Source organism: Streptomyces sp. R33 (genome assembly GCF_041200175.1).
GTDB classification, from domain to species: domain Bacteria; phylum Actinomycetota; class Actinomycetes; order Streptomycetales; family Streptomycetaceae; genus Streptomyces; species Streptomyces katrae_B.
In genome coordinates, this window is sequence record NZ_CP165727.1 from 7,378,816 (window position 1) to 7,402,595 (window position 23,780).

Annotated in this window: 21 protein-coding genes; 11 read left to right on the forward strand and 10 right to left on the reverse strand. The window is 72.7% G+C overall.

Features of this window, described 5'->3' with window-relative positions:
• Window positions 1-31: 31 nt before the first annotated feature.
• A complete protein-coding gene (locus AB5J51_RS33910; protein WP_053788569.1) occupies window positions 32-520 on the reverse strand; it encodes a MarR family winged helix-turn-helix transcriptional regulator in 489 nt (162 codons plus the stop codon).
• Window positions 521-636: 116 nt separating this feature from the next.
• On the opposite strand from AB5J51_RS33910, the gene AB5J51_RS33915 reads away from it, so the two are divergent.
• Window positions 637-1,194 (forward strand): DoxX family protein, encoded by a 558-nt coding sequence (locus AB5J51_RS33915; RefSeq protein WP_369779371.1) that lies wholly within the window; start codon window positions 637-639, stop codon window positions 1,192-1,194.
• Between the two features lie 78 nt (window positions 1,195-1,272).
• Entirely contained in the window at window positions 1,273-3,072 is a 1,800-nt protein-coding gene (locus AB5J51_RS33920) for a glycoside hydrolase family 15 protein (protein ID WP_053788570.1), read from the forward strand.
• A 22-nt stretch (window positions 3,073-3,094) separates the two neighbouring features.
• Here the strand turns inward: AB5J51_RS33920 and AB5J51_RS33925 are convergent, their stop codons facing one another.
• From AB5J51_RS33925 to AB5J51_RS33935, 3 genes are all read right to left on the reverse strand, one after another.
• Window positions 3,095-4,261 (reverse strand): acyltransferase family protein, encoded by a 1,167-nt coding sequence (locus AB5J51_RS33925; RefSeq protein ID WP_369779372.1) that lies wholly within the window; start codon window positions 4,259-4,261, stop codon window positions 3,095-3,097.
• Window positions 4,262-4,680: 419 nt separating this feature from the next.
• Window positions 4,681-6,087 (reverse strand): APC family permease, encoded by a 1,407-nt coding sequence (locus AB5J51_RS33930; protein WP_053788582.1) that lies wholly within the window; start codon window positions 6,085-6,087, stop codon window positions 4,681-4,683.
• A gap of 330 nt (window positions 6,088-6,417) precedes the next feature.
• Window positions 6,418-8,562 carry a SpoIIE family protein phosphatase gene (locus tag AB5J51_RS33935; protein WP_240805107.1) on the reverse strand — a complete coding sequence of 715 codons (2,145 nt, stop codon included), beginning with the start codon at window positions 8,560-8,562 and terminating at the stop codon, window positions 6,418-6,420.
• Between the two features lie 155 nt (window positions 8,563-8,717).
• Here AB5J51_RS33935 and AB5J51_RS33940 point away from each other — a divergent pair, with 155 nt between their 5' ends.
• Complete coding sequence (locus AB5J51_RS33940) at window positions 8,718-8,849, forward strand: hypothetical protein (RefSeq protein ID WP_369779373.1); 132 nt, start codon at window positions 8,718-8,720, stop codon at window positions 8,847-8,849.
• Window positions 8,850-8,955: 106 nt separating this feature from the next.
• Window positions 8,956-9,864, forward strand: a complete 909-nt coding sequence (locus AB5J51_RS33945) for a class I SAM-dependent methyltransferase (protein ID WP_369779374.1) — start codon at window positions 8,956-8,958, stop codon at window positions 9,862-9,864.
• An 87-nt stretch (window positions 9,865-9,951) separates the two neighbouring features.
• On the opposite strand, the gene AB5J51_RS33950 is transcribed toward AB5J51_RS33945, so the two are convergent.
• On the reverse strand, window positions 9,952-10,860 hold the full coding sequence (locus tag AB5J51_RS33950) for an alpha/beta hydrolase fold domain-containing protein (protein ID WP_063785228.1): 909 nt from the start codon (window positions 10,858-10,860) through the stop codon (window positions 9,952-9,954).
• A 214-nt stretch (window positions 10,861-11,074) separates the two neighbouring features.
• Between AB5J51_RS33950 and tdh the strand changes: the two genes are divergently transcribed.
• The 3 genes from tdh (at window position 11,075) to AB5J51_RS33965 (ending at window position 14,696) form a co-directional block, all read left to right on the forward strand.
• Entirely contained in the window at window positions 11,075-12,103 is a 1,029-nt protein-coding gene (gene tdh / locus AB5J51_RS33955) for an L-threonine 3-dehydrogenase (protein WP_030295467.1), read from the forward strand.
• Between the two features lie 260 nt (window positions 12,104-12,363).
• Window positions 12,364-13,584 carry a glycine C-acetyltransferase gene (locus AB5J51_RS33960; RefSeq protein ID WP_133898844.1) on the forward strand — a complete coding sequence of 407 codons (1,221 nt, stop codon included), beginning with the start codon at window positions 12,364-12,366 and terminating at the stop codon, window positions 13,582-13,584.
• Between the two features lie 197 nt (window positions 13,585-13,781).
• On the forward strand, window positions 13,782-14,696 hold the full coding sequence (locus tag AB5J51_RS33965; RefSeq protein ID WP_053788575.1) for a LysR family transcriptional regulator: 915 nt from the start codon (window positions 13,782-13,784) through the stop codon (window positions 14,694-14,696).
• A 2,071-nt stretch (window positions 14,697-16,767) separates the two neighbouring features.
• On the opposite strand, the gene AB5J51_RS33970 is transcribed toward AB5J51_RS33965, so the two are convergent.
• The gene (locus tag AB5J51_RS33970) at window positions 16,768-17,547 is read right to left on the reverse strand and encodes a DeoR/GlpR family DNA-binding transcription regulator (protein ID WP_369779375.1); all 780 of its coding nucleotides are present in this window, start codon (window positions 17,545-17,547) and stop codon (window positions 16,768-16,770) included.
• Window positions 17,548-17,696: 149 nt separating this feature from the next.
• Between AB5J51_RS33970 and AB5J51_RS33975 the strand changes: the two genes are divergently transcribed.
• The 3 genes from AB5J51_RS33975 (at window position 17,697) to AB5J51_RS33985 (ending at window position 19,933) form a co-directional block, all read left to right on the forward strand.
• Complete coding sequence (locus AB5J51_RS33975) at window positions 17,697-18,599, forward strand: SIS domain-containing protein (protein ID WP_369779376.1); 903 nt, start codon at window positions 17,697-17,699, stop codon at window positions 18,597-18,599.
• The gene (locus AB5J51_RS33980; RefSeq protein ID WP_053787128.1) at window positions 18,596-19,432 is read left to right on the forward strand and encodes a class II fructose-bisphosphate aldolase; all 837 of its coding nucleotides are present in this window, start codon (window positions 18,596-18,598) and stop codon (window positions 19,430-19,432) included. Before AB5J51_RS33975 ends, AB5J51_RS33980 begins: the two co-directional genes overlap by 4 nt.
• A gap of 150 nt (window positions 19,433-19,582) precedes the next feature.
• Window positions 19,583-19,933 carry a hypothetical protein gene (locus AB5J51_RS33985; RefSeq protein WP_369779377.1) on the forward strand — a complete coding sequence of 117 codons (351 nt, stop codon included), beginning with the start codon at window positions 19,583-19,585 and terminating at the stop codon, window positions 19,931-19,933.
• Between the two features lie 15 nt (window positions 19,934-19,948).
• Here AB5J51_RS33985 and AB5J51_RS33990 read toward each other — a convergent pair whose 3' ends face one another.
• Window positions 19,949-20,779, reverse strand: coding sequence for a hypothetical protein (locus tag AB5J51_RS33990; protein WP_369779378.1), 831 nt, complete (start codon window positions 20,777-20,779; stop codon window positions 19,949-19,951).
• 181 nt (window positions 20,780-20,960) lie between these two features.
• Here AB5J51_RS33990 and AB5J51_RS33995 point away from each other — a divergent pair, with 181 nt between their 5' ends.
• Window positions 20,961-22,151, forward strand: a complete 1,191-nt coding sequence (locus AB5J51_RS33995) for an acyl-CoA dehydrogenase family protein (protein WP_369780357.1) — start codon at window positions 20,961-20,963, stop codon at window positions 22,149-22,151.
• Between the two features lie 295 nt (window positions 22,152-22,446).
• Here AB5J51_RS33995 and AB5J51_RS34000 read toward each other — a convergent pair whose 3' ends face one another.
• From AB5J51_RS34000 to AB5J51_RS34010, 3 genes are all read right to left on the reverse strand, one after another.
• On the reverse strand, window positions 22,447-23,100 hold the full coding sequence (locus AB5J51_RS34000) for a CBS domain-containing protein (RefSeq protein ID WP_369779379.1): 654 nt from the start codon (window positions 23,098-23,100) through the stop codon (window positions 22,447-22,449).
• Window positions 23,101-23,110: 10 nt separating this feature from the next.
• Complete coding sequence (locus tag AB5J51_RS34005; RefSeq protein WP_369779380.1) at window positions 23,111-23,272, reverse strand: hypothetical protein; 162 nt, start codon at window positions 23,270-23,272, stop codon at window positions 23,111-23,113.
• A 68-nt stretch (window positions 23,273-23,340) separates the two neighbouring features.
• Window positions 23,341-23,763 (reverse strand): MBL fold metallo-hydrolase, encoded by a 423-nt coding sequence (locus tag AB5J51_RS34010; RefSeq protein ID WP_240805105.1) that lies wholly within the window; start codon window positions 23,761-23,763, stop codon window positions 23,341-23,343.
• Window positions 23,764-23,780: the final 17 nt, after the last annotated feature.

Genomic DNA, 23,780 nt, shown 5'->3' on the forward strand with positions numbered 1-23,780 from the left:
TCCCTATACCCCGTCGGATACCGATATCCGCCTATCCGCCGGGTTGTCCACCGTGCGGTCCGCCGGGCTCGCGCAGCCGGCGGCTGACCTCGCCCAGCCCCTCCGCGAGGACCTCGAGCTGCTCGGGGGTGAGGACGTCGATCAGCGCCTCCCGGACGGTGGCCACGTGACCGGGCGCGGCCGCCTCCAAGCGGGCGCTGCCGGCGTCCGTGAGGACGGCGAAGACCCCGCGCACGTCGGAGGGGCAGCTGCGGCGGCGGACCAGGCCCGCCTTCTCCAGCTGGGTGACCTGGTAGGTCAGCCCGCTCTTCGAATTGATCAGGCCATTGGCCAGTTCCGTCATCCGCAGCTCGCGGTCCGGAGCCGCGGCGAGGCGCACGAGGATCTCGTACTGCGGGTGCGAGAGCCCGGAATCGTCCTTGAGCTGCTGGTCGAGACGGCGGTTCACCAGGGCGGATGCGGCCAGGAAGCCGCTCCAGGCGCGCATCTCGCGCTCGTCCAGCCATCTCGTTTCAGCCATGCGCCCAGGGTACAGGTTGTTCCAATTTGAATCAGTGGTTAGGGTCGGGGCTGGCGGTTCGAATTTGAACAACTCCGTCCCCGCCCCGGACCGCCCGACCGGAAGGATTCCCCCCCATGACCAGCCCCTCCGTCACCGCGACGAAGCCGCAGGCCGCTGCCGTCCCGGCCGTCCCGCTCGCCCTCTCCACCCCCGCCCACGACGCCGGCCTGCTCCTCCTGCGCGTCGTCCTCGGACTCACCATGGCCGGCCACGGCACCCAGAAGCTCTTCGGCTGGTTCGGCGGCGGGGGCATCAGCGGCACCGGCCAGTTCTTCACCGCCAGCGGCTACCCGTCGGGCGACGCGATGGCCGTGCTCGCCGGCCTGACCGAGACCCTCGGCGGCCTCGGCTTCGTCCTCGGGCTGCTCACCCCGCTCGCCGGGGCCGCGGTCGTCGGCACCATGATCAACGCGATCGCGGTCCACGGCGCCGGGTCGTTCTTCGCCCCGAAGGGCATCGAGTACGAGCTCCTCCTGACCGCGGGCGCCGCCGCCCTCGCCCTCACCGGCCCCGGCCGGTACGCCGCCGACCGCTTCCTGCCCGTCCTGCGCAGCCACCGCCTGGCCCACGGCGCCCTCGCCGTCGCCCTCGGCGTGGTCATCGCGAGCGCGCTGCTCCTCGTACGCAACTAGTCGCGACCGGTCGCGCGCGCGAAGGTGTCCCGGGTCCTAGGCTGATTGGACCCGGGCATTCAGGGGAACAGCGCACAAATGACACAACCCATCGAAGACTACGCACTCATCGGCGACCTCATGACCAGCGGGCTCGTCGGCCGCGACGGGTCCATCGACTGGCTGTGCCTGCCGCGCTTCGACTCGCCCGCCTGCTTCGCGGCGCTCCTCGGCGACAAGGAGAACGGCCACTGGCGCATCGCCCCGGCCGATGCCGCCGCCGGGCCGTGCACCCGCCGCGCCTACGTCGACGGCTCGCTGGTCCTGGAGTCCTACTGGGACACCCCGGACGGCGGCTCGTGCAAGGTCATCGACTTCATGCCGCAGCGCGACATCGCGCCCGACGTGATCCGGATCGTCGAGGGTCTCTCCGGCGAGGTCGCCCTGCTCAGCGTGCTGCGCCTGCGCTTCGACTACGGGCACGTCGTCCCCTGGGTCCGGCGCGCCGACGGCGACCGGGTCGCCACCGCCGGTCCCGACTCCGTCTGGTTCCGCAGCGAGCCGCCCGTGCACACCTGGGGCGAGGCCAACAGCACCCGGTCCGAGTTCACCGTCGCCGCCGGCGAGCGGGTCGCCTTCGTCCTCACCTGGCACGCCTCGCACGAGCCGCGCCCCGAGCCCTGCGACCCGTACGGGGCCCTGGAGCAGTGCCTCGACGACTGGCGCGAGTGGAGCGAGCAGTGCACCTACGAGGGCCCCTACCGGGAAGCCGTGACCCGCTCCCTGATCACCCTCAAGGCCCTCACGTACGCCCCGACCGGCGGAATCGCGGCCGCCGCCACGACCTCCCTCCCCGAGGAGCTCGGCGGCGTCCGCAACTGGGACTACCGCTACTGCTGGCTGCGCGACGCCACCCTGACCCTCGGCTCCCTCGTGGAGACCGGCTTCCTGGACGAGGCCCGCGCCTGGCGCGAATGGCTGCTGCGCGCGATCGCCGGCGACCCCGCAGACCTCCAGATCATGTACGGGATCGGCGGCGAGCGCCGGATCCCCGAATTCGACCTGCCGTGGCTGGGCGGCTACGCCGCCTCCTCCCCGGTCCGCGTCGGCAACGCGGCCGTGGACCAGCTCCAGCTCGACGTGTACGGGGAGGTCCTCGACTCCCTCTACCTGGCCCGGTCGAACGGACTGCCCGCGGAGCGGCACGCCTGGCGGATCCAGCTCGCGCTCCTCGACTTCCTGGAGCGCAACTGGCACCGGCCGGACGAGGGCCTGTGGGAGGTCCGGGGGCCGCGCCGGCACTTCGTGCACTCCAAGGTGATGGCGTGGGTCGCCGCGGACCGGGCCGTGCGCACCATGGAGAGCGACCCGTCGCTGCTCGGCGACGTCCAGCGGTGGCGGACCATGCGGGACCAGGTGCACCGGGACGTGATCGACAACGGCTTCGACCCCGTACGGGGCACCTTCACGCAGTACTACGGTTCCCGCGAGCTCGACGCGGCCACGCTGCTCATCCCCCGGGTCGGGTTCCTGCCGCCCGACGACCCGCGCGTGATCGGCACGGTCGACGCGGTCCGGGCGGAGCTCGGCAGCAGCGGCCTGGTCCGTCGCTACAGCACCGAGGGCCCGTCGGTGGACGGGCTGCCCGGCGACGAAGGGGCCTTCCTGGCCTGCTCGTTCTGGCTGGCCGACGCGCTGCACATGACCGGCCGGGACAAGGAGGCACGGGAGCTGTTCGAGCGGCTGCTGGCCGTACGCAACGACGTGGGACTGCTCGCGGAGGAGTACGACCCGGTCTCCGGCTGCCAACTCGGCAACTTCCCGCAGGCGTTCAGCCACGTCGGCCTGGTGAACACGGCCCTCACCCTGGGCCGTACGCACGCCCCGCCCACGACCTGACCGGCCCGGGCCGGCCGCGGACCTACGCGGACGCCGGGGCGGCCGGGTTCGTCAGGCGGCGCAGGAGCCGGGTCAGAGGGCGCTCCAGCAGTCGCTGGAGCAGCCAGGCGATCAGAGTGACGCCGGCGATCACGCCGAGCAGGGTAGGCCAGGGGCCCCACTGCTCGTTCCAGCGCCAAATGACCCGTACGCCCAGTGATTGGTGGACGAGGTAGAGGGGGTACGAGATGGCGCCGGCGACCGGCAGCCAGCGCCACTGGATCCAGTCCAGCTTCCCGAGCGCGATCAGGCCCATCAGCAGGTACATGACGGTGACGGCAGCCAGGCAGACCTTCCAGTTGATGCCGTGCCCCTCGGCTTCCATGATCGCCGGGAGGCGGTGCTGCATCAGCAGCCAGGACAGCGCCAGAATGCCCAGGGTCTCGCCCTCGATCCGGCCGGCCCTGCGCACCAGGTAGAAGGCGATCCCGGCGATGAAGAACGGCGCCCACCGGGGCACCAGCAACTGGTCGAGCAGCGGGATGCCCGACGCGGGTGCCAGGACCGAGCCAAGTGCCCAGATCCAGCAGAAGGTCGCGACGCGGCGGTAGCCGGTGCCCAGCAGGACGACGAGCGAGAAGATCAGGTAGAAGCGCAGCTCGATCCAGAGCGTCCAGTAGACGTTGTCGACGCTGTTCACGCCGAGGGGCTCGTGCAGCATCGTGAGGTTGGTGAGCATCTGGCCGATGGTGACCCGTGGTTCGCCCGGAACGTGCGGGCCCAGGCGCGCGGCCGCGGAGGAGAGCAGGACCGCCACCCAGTAGAGGGGGAACAGCCGCAGGATCCGGCCCTGCCAGAATTTCTGGAGCGATTTGCCCCAGGCGGACATGCAGATGACGAAGCCGCTGATCATGAAGAAGAAGACCACGCCCAGCCAGCCGAACTCGGCGACCTTGTGCAGAGTGGGAAACAGCTCGACGGCGGTCCGCTGCCACGGGATCGTCCCCGACCCGGCCAGGTAGTGGAACAGCACGACCGACAGCGCCGCGACCAGCCGCAGACCGTCCAGCACGGCCAGCCGCGGCGGCCGCGCGGCACCGGCCTCACCGCTCCTCGACCAGGCCCGCCGGCCGCTTAGGCCGGAGTCTGTCTGCGGCGCCTCGGCAGACTCCGGGACACGTGTCCCAGTGAGGACGAGCCTGTCGGACATGACACCTCTGTAAGTCAGGGTGTCTGCGACACCGATACGATGGGGGGCTACGGAACCCGGGAATCGTATCCGTGCCGTGCGCACCCACAGACGCCGGGGCTCACGCTGCCGGGGCCTGGAGCAGGGCCTCGATGGCCGTCCGATCGCCGCGGACCCCGCCGGTGAATCCGCGTACGAGGGCGCGTAACCGGCGCTCAGCGGCATCGAGTTGCGCTCCCGCAGCGTCAGGCCGAGGGGCTCGGGCAGCCGGACCGCCATTGCCGGGCCCCGACACCATCGAGGAGTCGGTGCGGGCGAGCGCCCTCCACGGGCAGCCGTACGCAGTTCGAGGAGGCACCCTCCGGCAAGGTCGTCATCACGATGGACGGGCCGACGGGAACCGACCCCCGTACGGCCCGCCCATCGCGCGCGGGAGCGGATCAGACGGCGGCGGACTCGCCGTCCTCCGGGATGCTGACCAGCCAGCGGCTGTCCTGCCGCGGCCGCAGGTACAGCGCCCAGTACAGCGTGGCCACGGCGGTGATCCCGCCGGTCCACAGCAGGTACTGGGTCTCCTGCTGGGTCAGGATGTACGCGAGTACGGCGATCAGCGCGATCGGCACCGCCGGCCACAGCGGCATCCGCCAGGCGGCCACCTCGCGGTGCGCCCCGCGCCGGGCGAACAGCGCGGCCACCGCGACCAGCAGGTACATGCCGGTCACCGAGACGCCGGTGACCCCGTACAGGGTGTCGAGGTTGACGAAGCACAGCGCCGCACCCGGGACGCCGACGACGAGGGTGGCCACCCACGGGGAGCCGAAGCGGCCGAGCTTGGACAGCGCGTGGTTGACCGGCGCGGGCCAGGCCTTGTCGCGGGCGGAGGCGAACAGCACGCGGGAGTTCTGGATCACCATGACGATGCCCGCGTTGATGATGGCGAGGGCGACGCAGAGGCTGACGAACGTGCCGACGGCCGAGTTGGACCAGGCGGTCACCATGCCGCCGAGGTCGCCCTCGGCCAGCGCGGAGAGGTCGGGCGCGCCCACGGTGATGGCGATGACCGGGATCAGGATGACGGCCGTGGAGATGGCGAGGGTGGCGAGCACCGTACGGGCGACGTTGCGCCGCGGGTTCTCGAGCTCCTCGGAGAGGTAGACGGCGGTCGAGAAGCCCTGGGTGATGAACAGGGCGATGGCGAGCCCGGAGACGACCATCATCGCGGTCACCGTGGAGGTGCCGCCGCCCTCGGCCGCGACCGTGCCGTGCACCAGCGCACCGGTGCCCCGCTCGCTGTGCGCGAAGCCCAGGACGGCGACCAGCGCGGCGGCCACGACCTCCAGCACCAGGAAGATGCCGGTGATCCAGGCGTTGGCCCGCAGGTCGAGAAGGCCGGCGAGGGTGGCGAGCAGCATCACGCCGCCGCCCGCGACCGGGGCCGGTATGTGCACGATCGGCGCGAGGTAGTCGGCCGTACCCATGGCGATCACGGGCGGCACGATCATCACGACCAGCAGGGAGAGCACGAACACCAGCCACCCGGCGAGCCGTCCCGCAAGGGTCGACACCATCGCGTACTCGCCGCCGGCGCTGGGGATCAGGGTGCCGAGTTCCGAGTAGCAGAACGCGACGCCGATGCAGAGCAGCGAGCCGATGGCGATCGTGAGGGCGGTCCATGTGCCGAGGCTGGCGAACAGGTCGGGCACGACGACGAACAGGGTCGAAGCGGGCGTCACGCACGAGAGCGTCAGCAGTGTGCCGCCGACGACGCCGATGGAACGCTTGAGCTTCTGGGGGACGGGCCCGGTGGCGGGCGCGAGGGCCTGAGGGGCGCTGATCGTTTCAGACATCGGTGCGGGGTTCCGATCGGCAGGTGCGGTGAGCTGAGGTGCGGGAGCGGTATCGCCTCCGAGGCGGTGGTGAGCAGAGTGGTTCAGCGGCTCCCGGGCCGACATCGAATCCCTGCGGGATCCGCAGGTCAATAGTCGTTCCCCTGCGGATTCCATCGTTGCGCTGCGCTGCGGCAGTCGTACGGCAGCGTTAAGACCGCGTAAACGCTGCACAGAGCCCGGGTGCGGGAACCGCAGCGGGGTGCGGGCAACTTTTCTTCCGCTTTGCCGACATGTGCCCGCAGCGACACCACCTGCCCGAGGAGTGGGCACCTCGGCGAGGATTCCGGGTCAGGCGCGCGCCGCAGGTCCGCCGTCCGTACGCAGGGCCAGCAGCAGGGCGATGTCGTCCGGCCGGTCCGTGGAGTCCCTGGCCTCGCCCACCAGCCGGTCGGCCGTCTCCGTCAGCGGCGACGGCCGGGCCGCGGCCAGCGCCGCCCGCAGCCGCTCCACGCCGAGGTCGATGTCCTTCCCCGCCTCCTCGACCAGCCCGTCCGTGTACAGGGCGAGCACCGCGCCCCGCGCCAGCCGCAGCTCCGTCACCGGGTAGGCGGCGTCCACGTCGATCCCGAGCACCACCCCGCCCGGCAGGTCCAGCACCTCCGCACGCCCGTCCGCGTGGCGCAGCAGCGGCTGCGGATGCCCGGCCCGGACGGCCCGCGCCCGGCCCGACGCCGGATCGAGCAGGACGTAGCAGCAGCTGGCGAACTGGCCGGGGTCCAGGTCGATCAGCAGCCGGTTGGTGCCCGCCATCACCTGTTCCGGAGGACTGCCGGCGAGCGTGAAGGCGCGTACGGCGCTGCGCAGTTGGCCCATCGTCGCGGCCGCCGCCACCCCGTGCCCCTGGACGTCCCCGATCACCAGGGCGAGGACGCCCTCGCCCGTCTCGATCACGTCGTACCAGTCGCCGCCCACGTCCATGCCCTGCGTGCCGGGCAGGTACCGGCCCACCGTCTCCACGTTCTCGCGCACCGGCAGCCGGTGCGGCAGCAGCGCCGCCTGCAGTCCGCGCGCCAGCGCCGCTTCGGAGTCGTAGCGCTGCGCCCGCTCCAGGGCCTGCGCGATCAGCCCGGCCAGCGCGGTCAGCACCGTACGCTCCTCCGGGCTGAACCCGCGCGGCGCGTCGAAGCCGAGGATGCACGAGCCCACCGGCCGCCCCGAGGCGATCAGCGGCAGGAACGCGCGGGCCCCTATGTGGGCGTCCAGCGGGATACCCGGGTACGCGGCGGCCAGGTGCTCCATCGACTCGAAGAACATCGGCCGGCCCGTGGTCAGGGTCTCCACGCCCGGCAGCCGGACATCGAGGCCCACGCCGTCGAACCGGTCGAGGAAGCCCTGCGGGAAGCCCGTCTCCCACGCCAGGTGCAGATGCCGCTCGTTGAGCAGGTAGATCGCCAGCTGGCGGCCGCCGAAGGCGGGCAGCAGCTCCTGGGTGACCACTGCAGACACCTGGCGGGCGGTGACCGCCTCCGTCAGTGCGATCGCGAGGGCCACCGGCCGGTACAACGCCGAGGCGCGGTCGGCCGGCGAACCCGGCCCCGCGCCCGTCCGGACCACCGATCCGGGCGCGTAGACGGGCGGAGCGGCCGCGCCGATCGTCACGGTCACCCCGTCGGGGGCCGGGTACAGGTCCACCGACACCCAGTCCCCGTCCGGCTGCCGGCCGCGCCGGGCCGGGAAGCGCACCGGCTCCCCGGACATGAACACCCCGCGGAAGTGGTCCTCGTACGCGGGCTGCCCGAGCCAGGGCACCGCCTCCCACACCACCCGCCCGCGCAGCTCCGGCGCACCCTGGCCCAGCAGACGTGCGGCGGCGTGGTTGACGTAGCGGATCCTGCCCTCGCGGTCCACGGAGAGCACGGCGAGGGTGAGCCGCTCCACCGCCTCGCGCGCGCCCTGCGCCGTGTCCGGGGGCGGTACGCACACCGGATCGCCCTTCCAGAGCACCGGGTTCCCGGTCGCGGTGAGCGCGGCCAGGCCGTCGGCCAGCCCGTCCGCGGCGGAGCGCAGCCGCTCGCGGTCGGCGGCGTCGACCGAGGAGCCGGGGGTCGCGGGGCGCAGGACGAACAGCACCCCGAACCGCTCGGCCCCGGCCATGACGGGCTCGTACAGCGAGCCGAAGGGGAACGGCAGCCCGGCCATCATCTGCGGAAAGCGCTGCATGGCCGTGTCCGCGTCGGGCAGGTGCACCGACTGGCCGGAGCGGTAGGCCTCGGCGACGGGGTACGGGCGGTTCACGTGCATCCGCCACCACGGGCGGAACAGCTTTCCGGGCAGGCCCGTGAGTACGGCGAGCAGCAGCGGTCCCTCGGCCCCGGAGCGCAGGTAGACACCGCCCGCAAACCCGCCGACGGCCCGCACCGCATCGACGGAGGCCCGTGCGAGCACGCGGGCCGTGGCGTCGGTGGCGGGGCCGCTGTCCGCTCTCGCCGTCACACAGTCAGCATGCGCCCCCGACGCCGGACGCTGCATCCCGGCGCCCGCGGTCCGGCGCTCGTGCCCGGGGGCGCCGGCGGGTACCCGCACCGTCCCGGTAGCCGGCCACCACGGCCGCCGAGCTGGGGCTGGAAGCCTTCGAGATCCCGCTCGACGTGCCGCCCCTGCCGTTCGGCATCGCCTGGCATCCGCGCCACGACGCCGACCCGGCCCGCGCCTGGCTGCGCGACTGGGCCCGGGAACTGCTCCCGGCCGTCGGCGGACACCCCGGACGCCGTACGCACTGACCCGAACGCCTCCCCCGTCCGGGGGACGGGCCGCCGCACACGTCCTCGCCGGCCGCGCTCCGGGGCACGATACGCACGCGTCCCACCCCGCCACGGAAGGCAGAGCATGCGGTTCCAGTACGACAGCATCGGCGAGCGCTTCGTGGAGTCGAAGACCACGGCGGCGTTCTCGGCGGCCGACACCCACACCCTGCTCGGGGCGCTCGACGCGCTCGGCGGGGTGCGCGGGCTCGACACGCTCGACCTGGCCTGCGGATACGGCTACAACACGCGGCTGCTGGCCCGCGGCGGGGCCCGCCGGGCGGTCGGCGTGGACATCTCGGAGGAGATGATCCGGCTGGCCCGGGCGCACGGGGTGATCGGCGGGAACGGCGTGGGCGCGCTGGAGGGTGCCGTGGGCGCGGTACTTCCGGTGCGCGGGGCGGGTGCCGGCGCGCCGGCACCCACGGGAGCAGCCGCCGGCACCGGGACGCCGCAGGGCGGGGCCGCCGAGGGACGACCCGGCGAAGCGGCCGCGAGGGAAGCCGCGCCCGGTGAAGCCGCATCCATCGAATACGTGGTCGCCGACGCCGCCAAGCTGCCGCAGATGGGCCCGTTCGACCTGGCCACCGCCGTGTACCTGTTCAACTACGCCACCGACCGCTCCGCGCTGCACGCCATGTTCCGGTCCATCCGGGCCAACCTGCGCGACGGCGGCCGCCTGCTGGCCATCGTGCCGAACGCCGGCGCGTTCCCGAACGTCGACTGGTCGCCGTACGGGGTCCGGATCGTCGACCGCGTCCACGAAGGCGACGCGCCGTTGCTGAAGGCGCAGTTCCTGACCCAGCCCCCGGCCGACTTCGAGTTCCGCGAATGGGCGCACGCCGACTTCGCCGAGGCCGCCGTCGAGGCGGGCTTCACCACGGTCGGCTGGCAGCCCAACCGGACCCCGCCCGCCGACGGCGCCCGCGACGAGGCGTACTGGAACGCCTACCGCGCCTGGCCGATCAGCTCACTGATGACCTGCACGGCGTGACGGCCCACCCGGCGTCCGACACGGCGGTCCCCACGCCGGCCCACCTGCCGGCTCACCCTTCGGCCCACCCGTCGGCCGGGCCGGCCGTCACTCCTCGGCGGCCGACCTGATCAGCTCCACGATCCGGTCCCGGGCCGCCCGTCCCTCCGGCACCGGCAGCAGCGGGTACCCGTGGGGCAGCCCCGGCTCCTCGTGGAACTCCACGTCGACCCCGTCCGCACGGGCCCGGCGCAGCAGCTCCCGGCTGTCGGTGGTCAGCACGTCCCGGGTACCGGTGAACACCGTCAGCGGCGCCAGCCCTGCGAACGAGCCGCGCAGGGGGCTCACCCGCGGGTCGTCCGTGGCCAGGGTGCCCGCGTACAGCCGGCCGGCCTCCAGCAGCCCCGGCCGCGCCTGCACCGGGTCGGCGGCCTCGATGGCCGCCTGGTCCGGGTGGCTCATGGTCAGGTCCAGCCAGGGCGAGATCAGCACGATCCGCGACGGCTGCGCCCCCGTACGGTCGCGCAGCCGCTGGGCGGCGGCCAGCGCCATCCCGGCTCCCGCCGCGTCCCCGATCAGCACGGTCCCGCCCGCTCCGCCGCTCGCGATCAGCCCGCTGAGCAGGTCCGCGGCCACCGGAACCGTCCGGTCCGCGGTCCCGCGCGGGGCAAGTATGTACGCCGGTACGACGACACGGGCCTGCGCCTCCGTGACGAGGGTCCGGATCATCGACCAGTGCGGCCGGACCAGCTCGTTGATGTACCCGCCGCCGTGCACGTACAGCACCTGGGCCGCGGGCTCGACCCCGCGCGGCGAGGCGTCGTACACCGGCCAGGCACCGACGAAGGTACGGGAGACGTCGGCGACCCGGCCCAGCGAGCGCGGCGGCAGGTGCGACGCCGGCCGGCGGGCCGACTCGGCCACCCGCGCGCGTACCGCCTCGGCACTCGCGAACCGTCTTCGCCGACCCACCGCGATCAGCGCGACCGACAGCGCTCTGCTGCGCAGACTCGGCACGCCCCTCACCTCCCCATTCCCTGCCCCGGCCGTATGCCCCTGCCCAGGCCACAGCCCTTCACGTGAGGAGCATAGGCGTGAAGCTGGGCTGTCGACCCGCTTAAGAAATCCTCGATGGACTGATCACCTCCGCCTCGGCAGATTGGTCCTTGTCGATACGTCGCACCCGACCCCGTGGTTGCAACGTCCCCTCCGCATGCCTGGAGCCACCCCCATGAAGGCACTCGTCAAGCACAAGGCCGAGCCCGGGCTGTGGCTCATGGACGTACCCGAGCCCGAGTACGGCCCCGGCGACGTGCTGATCAAGGTGCTGCGCACCGGCATCTGCGGTACGGACCTGCACATCCGCTCCTGGGACGGCTGGGCGCAGGGCGCGGTCAAGACCCCGCTCGTGCTCGGCCACGAGTTCGTGGGCGAGGTCGCCGCCGTCGGCGCTGACGTCCAGGACATCGAGACCGGCGCGCTCGTCAGCGGCGAGGGCCACCTGGTGTGCGGCAAGTGCCGCAACTGCCTGGCAGGGCGCCGCCACCTGTGCCGCAGCACGGTCGGCCTCGGCGTCGGGCGCGACGGCGCCTTCGCCGAGTACGTGGTCCTGCCCGCGCAGAACGTGTGGGTGCACCGGACCGCCGTGGACCTGGACGTGGCGGCGATCTTCGACCCGTTCGGCAACGCCGTCCACACGGCGCTGTCGTTCCCGCTGGTCGGCGAGGACGTGCTGATCACCGGCGCGGGCCCGATCGGGATCATGGCGGCGGCCGTGGCGAAGCACGCCGGTGCGCGCAACGTCGTCATCACCGACGTCAGCCCCGAGCGCCTCGAGATCGCCCGCAAGGCCGGCGCCACGCTCGCGCTCGACGTCTCGAAGGCGACGATCGCCGACGCGCAGGCGCGCCTCGGCCTGCGCGAGGGCTTCGACATCGGCCTGGAGATGTCCGGCCGCGCCGAGGCCATGCGCGACATGATCGACAACATGACGCACGGCGGCCGGATCGCCATGCTGGGCCTGCCCGCGCAGGAGTTCCCGGTGGACTGGGCGAAGGTCGTCACCTCGATGATCACGATCAAGGGCATCTACGGCCGCGAGATGTTCGAGACCTGGTACGCGATGACGGTGCTGCTGGAGGGCGGCCTGGACCTCAGCCCGGTCATCACCGGCCGCTACTCGCACCGCGACTTCGAGGCCGCGTTCGACGAGGCGGCCACCGCCCGCAGCGGCAAGATCATCCTGGACTGGACGGCGTAACGGCCTTCCGGGTCCGGGGCTTGGAGGGGAGGGCGTGACCCGCCTTCCGGGAACCCTGGTCTCCTGGTCTCCGGGTCTCCGGGTCTCCGGGTCTCCGGGCCTCCGGGAACCCTGGTCTCCTGGTCTCCGGGTCTCCCGGTCTCCGGGCCTCCTCGCCTCCGTCCCACCGAACCATCTCCCTCCGGCCGGGCCCCGCCCACCCTCCCCCCTCCGCGGGGCCCGGCCCCCTTCGTCCGCCGCTCAAGGAGAAGCCGAAGCCCATGTTCGAGTCCGTACGCGAAGACCTCCGCACCACCCTCGACGAGATCCGCGCCGCGGGCCTGCACAAGCCCGAGCGCGTCATCGGCACCCCGCAGAGCGCGGCGGTCGCGGTGACCGCGGGCGGCGCCCCCGGTGAGGTCCTCAACTTCTGCGCCAACAACTACCTCGGTCTGGCCGACCACCCCGAGGTCGTCGCCGCCGCCAAGGACGCGCTGGACCGCTGGGGCTACGGCATGGCCTCGGTCCGCTTCATCTGCGGTACGCAGGAGGTGCACAAGGAGCTCGAGGCGCGGCTGTCCTCGTTCCTCGGCCAGGAGGACACCATCCTCTACTCCTCCTGCTTCGACGCCAACGGCGGTGTCTTCGAGACGCTGCTCGGCGCCGAGGACGCGGTGATCTCCGACGCCCTCAACCACGCCTCGATCATCGACGGCATCCGGCTGTCCAAGGCCCGCCGCTTCCGGTACGCCAACCGCGACATGACCGAACTCGAGGCCCGCCTGAAGGAGGCGACGGAGGGCGGCGCGCGGCGCAAGCTGATCGTCACCGACGGCGTCTTCTCCATGGACGGCTACGTCGCCCCGCTCGCCGAGATCTGCGACCTGGCCGAGCGCTACGACGCCATGGTCATGGTCGACGACTCGCACGCCGTCGGCTTCGTCGGCCCCGGCGGCCGCGGCACGCCGGAGCTGCACGGGGTCATGGACCGCGTCGACATCATCACCGGCACGCTCGGCAAGGCCCTCGGCGGCGCGTCCGGCGGCTACGTCGCGGCCCGCGCCGAGATCGTCGAGCTGCTGCGCCAGCGCTCGCGCCCGTACCTGTTCTCGAACTCCCTCGCCCCGGTCATCGCCGCCGCCTCCCTGAAGGTCCTGGACCTGCTGGAGTCGGCCGGCGACCTGCGCGAGCGCCTCGCCGCCAACACCTCGCTCTTCCGGACGAAGATGACCGAGGCCGGCTTCGAGATCCTCCCCGGCGACCACGCCATCGCCCCGGTGATGATCGGCGACGCGGCGGAGGCGGCCAGGATGGCGGAGCTCCTGCTGGAGCGCGGCGTGTACGTGATCGGCTTCTCCTACCCCGTGGTCCCGATGGGCGCGGCCCGCATCCGCGTCCAGCTCTCGGCGGCCCACTCCACGGCGGACGTGGAGCGCGCGATCGCGGCCTTCATCGACGCCCGTTCGGCGCTGGCTGGCGCGGGGGCGGGCGCGGGGGCCTGAGGAGCCCGGGTGCCTGATCGCCCGTCTGTCTGGGTGGCCTGACGGGGCTGTCCTGCCGGATCGGTCGTGTGGCCTGCGGCCTGACCGGCCGTCTGTCTGGGTGGCCTGACGGGGCTGCCCCGGTGGATCGATCGTGTGGCCTGCGGCCCGACCGGCCGGCGGCCCCGGCGGCCCGTGCCGCCTGCGAGAATAGTGGGGTGATCGACCCCCGCCGGCTGCGCATTCTGCGGGCCGTGGCGGACCACCGTACGGTGACCGCCGCGGCCGCAGCCCTGTACCTCACCCCCTCTGCCGTCTCCCAGCAGCTCGCGGCGCTGGAGCAGGAGACCGGGCACGTGCTGCTGACCCGCAGCGGCCGGGGGGTACGGCTGACGGCGGCCGGCGAAATCCTGCTGGGGCACGCCCACGAGGTCCTCGCCCAGCTGGAGCGAGCCGAAGCCGAGCTCGCGGCGTACGCGGGGGGCGCGGCGGGCGAGGTCACGGTGGCCGCCTTCGCCACCGGCATCGCCGAGGTCCTCGCCCCCGCGATCGCCCGCCTGGCCCACGCGCACCCGGGCATCCGCCTGCGCGTCCGGGACGCGGAAGGCGACCAGAGCCTGCCGCTGCTGCTGGACGGCGAAGCCGACCTCGCGCTGGCGGTCGAGTACCGCGGCGCCCCGGGCGCCGACGACGGCCGCCTCTCGGTCCTCCCGCTGTACGCGGAGCCCTTCGATGCGGTGCTCCCCTCCGGGCATGCCCTGGCCGACTTCCCCGAGGTGTCGCTGGCGGACCTGTCCGACGCGGACTGGGTGGGGCAGTATCCCGGGAACCCGTGCCACGACGTGACCCTGCTGGCCTGTGAACTGGCGGGCTTCCAGCCCCGGTTCGTGCACTCCTCGGATGATTTCCGTGCTGTGACGGCACTGGTGGGAGCCGGGGCGGGGGTGGCCCTCGTCCCCCGCTCGGCGCTGCGGGGCATGGACCTCAAGGAGGTCCAGGTTCGCCCGGTGGCGGGCTCGGCGCCCACCCGAAGGGTCTTCGCGGCAACCCGCCGCGGCGCGGAATCCCACCCCTTGATCGCCCCGGTCCTGGCAGCCCTGAGCCACGAGGCCGGCCGCCTCCCCCCGCACTGACGGCATCGGGGCGTTGCACGGGTCCCGCGAGCGGGGAGTGGACGCGCTGGGCGGGGCACGGGGGCGGGTACTGACGGGACTCAGCACTCGGGGCAGACGGCCGGGCGGGAACGGGCGGAACCCGCACAGTCGGGGCCGACAGGCCGGGTGGGCGGGGCGGGCGGCGCGGGTGTTGGGGGACCCACGCTCGATCGGCTGGGCGGGGCGGGCGCCGGCGGGACTCACATGCTCGGAGCCGACTAGCCGGGCGGGGGTGAGGTGTCGGTGGGACCGATACATGCGGGGTGGTCAGCGGGCGGGGCAGGCACTGGCAGGACCCACGCATTCGAGGTCGACCAGCCGGTCAGGGGCGGGGTTTGGCGGGGTTTGTCGACTCGGGGTCGGGAGGGTCCGCCGGGACGCCCTGGCCGGGGTTCCGGCCGACCGGCGTCGGTGTGTGTCCGGGGGCTTCCCGGCAGTCCACTGTCCTTCCGTGTCGTGCCGGTCCCTCAAGGGCGCTCCCTGCGGTCGCGTCGCTTCGCGATGTCGCTGCGCTCCACCCTTGACCGACCGACCCGCCCCGGAAAGACAACAGACTGCCGGGAAGCCCCCGAAGGATGGCCAGGGGGTTCGTGTTCCGATTGGCCCCGATCAGAGATGCCGAGCGGGAGCCCCTGTCCATCCGCACCCCATTCCCCAGGACCACCGAGGTGGAGCGGGATGGGGCCCGGGGGAGGCCACAGTCTCCTAAAGGGCCCACAGACACCCTTTCCGGACCAGGGCAGGGTCAACCTGCACCAGACAGCGGCCAGATGACCAGGCCGGTAGGAGTGGCCCCGCAGGCGCCCCAGATCGCTACGCGCTCCTCATCTCTCGGCGTCCGACGGCCGTCTGGGGCTGGACATAGGCCGCCCAGACGCCTCCGTGGCCAGGTTTTCGGGCGTCTGCGAGCCGTTCGGGGCGAAATGCGGGCCAGACGGAGTCTGATGGCGGATTTCTCAACCTCTCACTCCGGCAAGCGCCCCTTCACGTCTCAACTGGGCGTCAAAACGGGACAAACGACCCGCAGGCGCTTTCCGGGCCGGCTTGTGCCGGTCGTGGGCGGCCTCTGTCCAGCCCCAGACGGCCGTCAGCCGCCGAACCAGGCGGAGCGCGTAGCGATCCGGGGCGTCCACGGCCCGACTGGGACCGCATGGTCATCTCTTCGCTGTCTGGTGCGGGTTGACCCTGCCTGGGTTCGGAAGGGGTGTCTATGGGCCCTTGAGGGAGGCGTGGCCCTCCCCGCGGCCCCATCGGCTGTCCCGGCCGGGTCCTGGTGGGCTGGACCGGGGGGGACAAGGTCGGACATCTCTGATGAACCCGTGTGGGTATCTGTCCCCCTGACCGTTCCTTCGGGGGCTTCCCGGCAGTCTTATGGCATTCCGGGGCGGGTCGGTCGGTCAAGGGTGGAGCGCAGCGACATCGCGTAGCGACGCGACGAAGGAGCGCCCTTGAGGGACCGGCACGCCCCGGAAGGACAGTGGACTGCCGGGAAACCCCCGGACACACACCGACGCCGGTCGGCCGGAACCCCGACCAGGGCGTCCCGGCGGACCCTCCCGACCCCGAGTCGACAAGCCCCGCCCCCTGGCTCCCGACCAACCCCGCCGTCGCCGCGTGCGCGGACCCGGCCCGCACGTCTCGATTGGCCTCTTTGACCCGGAGTACACGGACCCCGCCCCTGAGGTCCCGCCCGGTGTCTCCGTCGCCGAGCGCACGGACCCCGCCCCTGACCTCCCGCCCGGTGTCTCCGGCACCGCGCACACCGGTCCCGGCCCCCGTGCTTCCCGCCGACACCTCCGGCGCCGGGTGCAAGACTCCGGCCCCTTGGCCTTCCGGTCGATGCTTCCGACGCGGAGTGCCGAGACTCTGCCGCCGATGTCCCTGTGGCTCCTTCCAGCGCGGAGATGACAGACCGCCGCCACCCGCACCACCCCCGTCGGACAGGCCGGCCTGAGTCCGAGGGCCCCGCCCGCCCCCGCCCCCGCCGCGCAAGCCCATGCCGCGTCCGTGGACCCGGCCGCCCGCCTCCGCCCTGCCCCCAACCCCGCCCCTAGACCCTCCGTACCTCCACCCCCGACGCTTCGAATTCCGCCGTCACCGCGTCCGACAGGCCCGTGTCCGTCACCAGGACGTCCACCGACCGCGTCGGGCAGATACGGGCGAAGGCGCGGACCGCGAGTTTGCTGGAGTCCGCCGCGATGACCACCCGGCGGGCCCGTTCGCACAGCAGGCGGTTCATCGCGGCCTCGTCCTCGTGGCGGGTCGCCGCGCCGTCCGCCGGGTCGAAGGCGTCCACGCCGACGACAGCCGTGTCCATCGTGAGCTGGCCCAGCACCTGCTGGGCCAGCGGGCCGGTCAGCTCGTACGACTGGGGGCGGGCCACCCCGCCCGTCAGGACGATCTTGAACTGCGGTCTGATGACGAGCTCGCCCGCGATGTTGAGCGCGTTGGTCACCACCGTCAGCGCCGGCGCGCCCGTCGCCAGGTCCGGGCGGCCGGCCAGGGCGCGGGCCACCTCCGTGGTCGTCGTGCCGCCGGTCAGGCCGATCACCTCGCCCGGCGTGATCAGCTCCGCCACCGCCTCGCTGATGCGCTGCTTCTCGGCGGCGCGGCGGGACGTCCGGTAGCGCAGGGGGAGTTCGTACGAGACGCCGTGGACCACCGCGCCGCCGCGCGTGCGGACCAGCAGCTGCTGCTCGGCCAGCTGGTCGAGGTCGCGGCGGATGGTCGCGGCGGACACGCCGAGGGCCTCCGCCGTCGGCTCGACCTCCAGCTCGCCCCGCTCCACCAGCAGGTCCAGCAGCGTCTGCCAGCGCTCCTTGCGGGTCATGGACCCCACGGCGTTCGACCCCCTCGGGTGTGCTCCATCGGCCTACGCGTCGACATTAACTCAGGAGATCAACCCCCTGGGTGCTTGAAGTTGCGTGAAATGGGCCGCTACCTTGCAGGAAACTGCACCCACCACGCCAGGGAGCCGCCATGAGCCACGTCGCGTACGAGTTGGGCACTCAGCCCGAGTGCTGGGAGCGAGCCGCCGAACTGGCTGTGGCCCAGCGGGCGTTCCTGCCGCAGCCGGGGGAGCGTACCGCGATCGTCGGGTGCGGGACCTCGTACTACATGGCCCAGGCGGCCGCAGCCCTGCGCGAGGAGGCGGGCCAGGGGGAGACCGACGCGTTTCCCGCATCCGAGTTCCCCCGGCACCGCCGCTACGACCGGGTCGTCGCGCTGACCCGGTCCGGCACCACCACCGAGGTGCTGGACCTGCTGGCCGGGCTGCGGGACGCGGGTGTGCCGACGACCGCCGTCATCGGGGATCCGGCGACCCCGGTCATGACCCTCGCCGACGAGCTCGTCGTCCTCGACTTCGCCGACGAGCAGTCCGTCGTGCAGACCCGCTTCGCGACCACCGCCCTGACCCTGCTCCGTGCCCACGTAGGACGCCACACCTGCGCGGCCGTCGCCGACGCGCGCACCGCGCTCGCCGAGCCGCTGCCCGAACAGGCGGCGAGCCGCGGGCAGTTCACCTTCCTCGGCCGCGGCTGGAGCGTGGGCCTGGCGAACGAGGCCGCGCTGAAGATGCGCGAGGCCTCCCTGTCCTGGTCCGAGTCGTATCCGGCGATGGAGTACCGGCACGGGCCGATCAGCGTGACCGGGCCCGGCACCCTCACCTGGTCGCTCGGCGAGGCCCCCGAGGGGCTCGCAGAGCAGGTACGGGCCGCCGGCGGCCAGTGGGTGGCCGGGCGGCTCGACCCGCTCGCCGAGCTGGTACGGGTCCACCGGCTGGCGATCGCCGTCGCGGCCCACCAGGACCTGGATCCGGACCGGCCGCGGAACCTGACCCGCTCCGTGATCCTCACCGCCGGTGAGGAGGCGGTCCGATGAGCCTCGTCTCCGCCGGGACGCTCGTCCTGGAGGCGGCGGCCGCGGGCCGCGCCGTCGCCGCGTTCAACATCATCACCCTGGAACACGCCGAGGCCGTCGTCGCCGGGGCGGAACAGGCGGGCCTTCCGGTCATCCTGCAACTGAGCGAGAACGCCGTGAAGTTCCGCGGCGGGCAGCTGCTGCCCATCTCGCGCGCCGCCGCCGCCTGCGCGGAGGCCGCCGGGATCCCGGTCGGCCTGCACCTGGACCACGTCAAGAGCGCCGACCTGCTCCGGCAGGCCGCGGACGCCGGGTTCAGCTCGGTGATGTACGACGCCGCGCAGCTCCCCTATGCGGAGAACCTGGAGGCCACCCGCTCCGCGGCCGACTGGGCGCACGCCAACGGGCTGTGGGTCGAGGCCGAGCTGGGAGAGGTGGGCGGGAAGAACGGCGCCGCCCCGCTCGACCCGCACGCGCCCGGTGCCCGTACCGACCCGGACGAGGCCCGCCGGTTCGTGGCCGACTCCGGTGTCGATGCGCTGGCCGTGGCGGTCGGCAGCAGCCACGCGATGACCAGCCGCACGGCCGCGCTGGACCACGCGCTGCTCGCCCGGCTGGCGAAGACCGTGGACGTGCCGCTGGTGCTGCACGGTTCCTCGGGCCTGCCGGACGCGGAACTCGCGGCGGCGGTGGCGGGCGGCATCCGCAAGGTCAACATCGGCACCGCGCTGAACCTGGCCATGACCGAGGCCATCCGTACCCACTTGACCCCGGCGGACCCGCGCCCGTACCTGACGGCGGCCCGTACGGCGATGGCGGCGACGGCCGCGGCGATGATCACGGCCCTGAACTGACCGTAGGTGCGCAAAGGGTGGTGAATGCCCTGGGCAACAGGGCGGTAAACCACCCTTTCCGGTGCGTCGGAAGAACCGTTTGATCATGCTCGCGGCCCTCTAGCGTGATCACCATCGACTTCCGCACAGCCATCCGAAAGGGAAGCCCCCATGCGCCTTCGTACCGTCGTGGTCGCCGCCGCCAGCGCCCTCACCCTCCTCGTCGCCGTGCCCGGCTCGGCCACTGCCGCCACGGGCGAGTTCAGCTACTCGTACGTCGGCCTGGACGGGGAGCCGCGACAGGAGCGGCTCTTGGACCCGGAGAGCGACGAGTGCGTCGGCATCCCCGAGGTCGCCGACCCGAACTCCTCCGAGCCGGCCTTCTCCCCGCGCAACCGGACCGACGCCGTCGCACGGGTTTTCACCAACGCCGACTGCACGGGCGACCACTTCGACCTGCGCGCGTTCACCGGCCACGGCTCGGAACGGCTCAAGCTGCGCTCGGTCGTCTTCCTTCCCTGACCGGGCCCGCGAGGGTCAGCGGGGGGTGAGCCGGGCCTGGTGGCACGTGAGGGAGTGCCACCGGGCCCGGTCCGGTGTCGCGCCCCGGTCCAGGGTGCGGCGGGCCTCGATCGCGGTGACGTGGCGGTCGGTGGACAGGCACAGGAGGACGAACAGGCCGGTGTGCGCGGCCTCGATGGTCTCCTCGTAGTACCACTCGGCCGTGACGGTCCGCCGGTCGGCCAGGAACGGGCGCTGCAGGAAGTCCTGTACGTCGAGGGGGAAGTGCCCGAGCACCCCCTGTGCATCCGGCGGGTCCAGGACCAGCCGCTCCACCGGCGCGCCGGGCCGGCCGGGTGCGGCCGCGCCGCCGCCCGCCTGCGCGGGCCGCCCGTCGAAGGAGCGGGTCAGCAGCGACCCGGGCTCCACCCGGCTCCGCTCGCCCCGGTGCCCCTCCGCGCGGCCGCCCCGGTACACCGGCTGGACCCGGCACAGCCCCCGGTCTCCGAACACCACCGCGAACGGGGCGCCGTCGTCGTAGACCCGGGCCCACCACACCAGGGACCGGCCCGCCTTCTCGAGCGTCTTGGCGCGTACGTCGCCCGGCAGCAGCTCCCAGCACCCCTCGCGGGCGGGGACCCCGGGGTCGACGGGCAGGGCCCCCGGCTCGTGGATCTGGGTCACGCCCCCGGAGTGCTCCGGCCGGGTGGCGGGCAGGCGGTCCGCGCGTACGGGGTCGGCGGGCGGTCGGTCGCCGGGCATCCGGTCCCGGTGCTCCGGCATCCGGTCCCGGTGCTCCGGCATCCGGTCCCGGTGCTCCGGCATCCGGTCCCGGCCGGCGAACTCCTGCTCCCAGGCCCTGTCCATGCGTCCCCCTGGTTCCCTGAACTCCCGTACCGCGCAAGCCCATTGTCGGGTACGGCTTCGCGCCCCGTCGGCGGTCCGCGCAATCGGCGGCCCGCGAGTCCTTCCCCCTTCTTGGAACACGTTCTACTCTGTGCGCCGCCACCACAGCGACCGGCTGGACCGCGAGACACCCGGAGGGGCCGTGCACCTCGAATACACGCCTGAGCAGCAGCAGTTGCGCACCGAGCTGCGCGCCTACTTCGCCGAGCTGGTGCCGGAGGACGTCTACGCCCGCTACGAGGACCCGGCCGCGCAGAAGCGCTTCTACCGGGAGACCATCCGCAAGCTCGGCGCCGACGGCTGGCTCGGGGTCGGCTGGCCCAAGGAGTACGGCGGGCGCGGGATGTCCCCGGTGGACCAGTTCATCTTCTTCGACGAGGCCGCGCAGGCCGTCGTACCGCTGCCGCTGATGGCGCTCAACACCGTCGGGCCGACCATCATGCAGTTCGGCACCGACGAGCAGAAGGCGTACTTCCTGCCGAAGATCCTGGCCGGCGAGATCGACTTCGCCATCGGCTACAGCGAACCGGACGCCGGCACCGACCTCGCCGCGCTCAAGTGCAAGGCCGTCCGCGAGGGCGACGAGGAGACCGGCACGTACGTGGTCAACGGGCAGAAGATCTGGACCACCAACGGCGACACCGCCGACTGGGTCTGGCTCGCCGTCCGCACGGACCCGGACGCCCCCGCGCACAAGGGCATCACCATGCTCCTGGTGCCGACCTCCGACCCGGGGTACTCGTGCACCCTGATCAACACCCTCGCCTCGCACGACACCACGGCCAGCTACTACGAGAACATCCGCGTCCCGGCGAGCCGGCGCGTCGGGCAGGAGAACAAGGGCTGGCGCCTGATCACCAACCAGCTCAACCACGAGCGCGTCACCCTCGCCGCCCACGGCACCATGGCCATCCGCGCCTTGCACGACGTCCAGCGCTGGGCCGCCGGGACCAGGCTCGCCGACGGCCGCCGCGTCATCGACCTCTCCTGGGTCCGCGGCCGCCTGGCCCGCACCCACGCCCGGCTCGACGCGATGAAGCTGCTCAACTGGCAGATGGTGGGCGCCGTCCAGGACGGCACCCTGACCCCGCAGGACGCCTCCGCCGTCAAGGTGTACGGCTCCGAGGCCCGCAGGGACGCGTACGCCTGGCTGATGGAGGTGGTCGGTGCGGCCGGCTCCCTGAAGGACGGCTCCGCGGGCGCGGTCCTCCACGGCGAGCTCGAACGCGGCTACCGCAGCGCGGTGATCTTCACCTTCGGTGGCGGGAACAACGAGATCCAGCGCGAGATCATCTCGTGGATCGGCCTGGGCATGCCCCGCGTCCGCCGTTGAGAGCCTGTGACTCACAACGATAGTTGGCACGTAACGACCGTTGTTGTCACCGGACGTGCGTGCGAACCCTCCGTTGAGCCGGATATCCCGTTTACCAGGCTGAGCGCGCGATGTTCGGGGGTCCGTGCGTCTGCGCGCCACGGCGTGCGTACGGTACCGGGCGCGCGTCAGCTGGGACCCCTCCTGGCTGCCTTCTTGGTCTTCGACAAGAAGCATGTCCGCAGCAGTCCGGCTGCGCACCTCGGTGGTACGGGCTCTGCGCGGCATCGCCCCGGCACGGCCCCGCGGTCGGACTTCACGCCTCGGCCGGTGCATCCAGTCGGCAGTGGACGCCGACTATGCCTTCGACGGAGTGGGTGAGGCGTTCGGCAAGGGGGATCAGATCGCCGCCGCGGACCTGACCGGTCAGCGTGGCGATCCCTTGGTCCACGGAGACCGTGACCGCATCGTGGGACAGGGGAAAGAGGCGGTCGACGACGGTGTGGCGGATCTCGGTGGCGAGTTCCTCGTCGGTGCGGAGGAAGACCTTGAGCAGGTCGGCGCGGCTGACGATGCCCTTGAGGGTGCCGTCGGCGTCGACGACCGGAAGGCGCTTGATGTGCCGGTCGGCCATGAGGCGGGCGGCCTGAGGCAGGGTGGCGTCGGGTCGGATGGTGACGGCCGGGGTGGTCATCATGTTCTCGGCCCGGGTGGAGCCGGCCTTGGCGGTGTCGCCCAGGCGGCGCATCTGCTCGATCAAGCCGGGGCGGTGCTCGTGGAACTCCTCCTTGGGGAGGAGGTCGGCCTCGGACACCACACCGACCACGTCGCCCTCGCCCTCGATAACGGGGAGGGCGGTCACCTTCCACCGCTCCATCGCGGTGGCGATGTCCTTGAAGCCGGTCGAGGGGGTGACGGCGATGACCTTGGTGGTCATGACGTCGGCGACGGTGTACGGGGTGGAGGTCATGGCGGGGTCCTCAGCGTGCGTAGGCGAGCGGGGTGCCGCTGCCATGGGGTGCGAACAGGTCGAGGAGCCGGGTGCGGGCTGAGTCGAGCCGGTCGGCGATGACCGCCGCGACCGCGGTGGAGACGTACCGGCCGACGGCCGAGTCCTCGTTGCACAGCTCCCGTACGTCCACCCTGCTCGGTGGGCCACCGTGTCCGGGAGGGCCGCGCGGTGCACACCGCAGGGACCGTCCGGCCCCGGTCAGCGGACCAGGACGGCCTCCCCGGACTTGGGTACGACGACCGTCCAGCCCAGCTCGTCATCGATCTCGGCGAGACGTGCGGTGGTGGCGCCGGTCAGGATCGGTCCGCGCCAGTCCGTGCCGGACCAGGCGCGCAGGCATCCGCAATGGTCGAGGTGGGCGTGGGTGACGACGACGGCGTGGATGTCGGAGGCGTCGCAGGGCAGCTTGTCCCAGTTGCGGCGCCATAGGTCCGCGACACCCTGGAAGAGTCCGCAGTCGACGAGGATCCGGGCGTGGTCGCTCTCGACGAGGAACTTGATGCCTGTGACCGTCCGTACTCCGCCGAGGAACCTCAGCAGGGCCGGGGCGGGCGGAAGTAGGGGACGAGGCTGACCGGGACATGGCAGCAGCCCTCCTTTGGGACGGATGCCGGTCTCCACCGTCGCACCGGAACGCT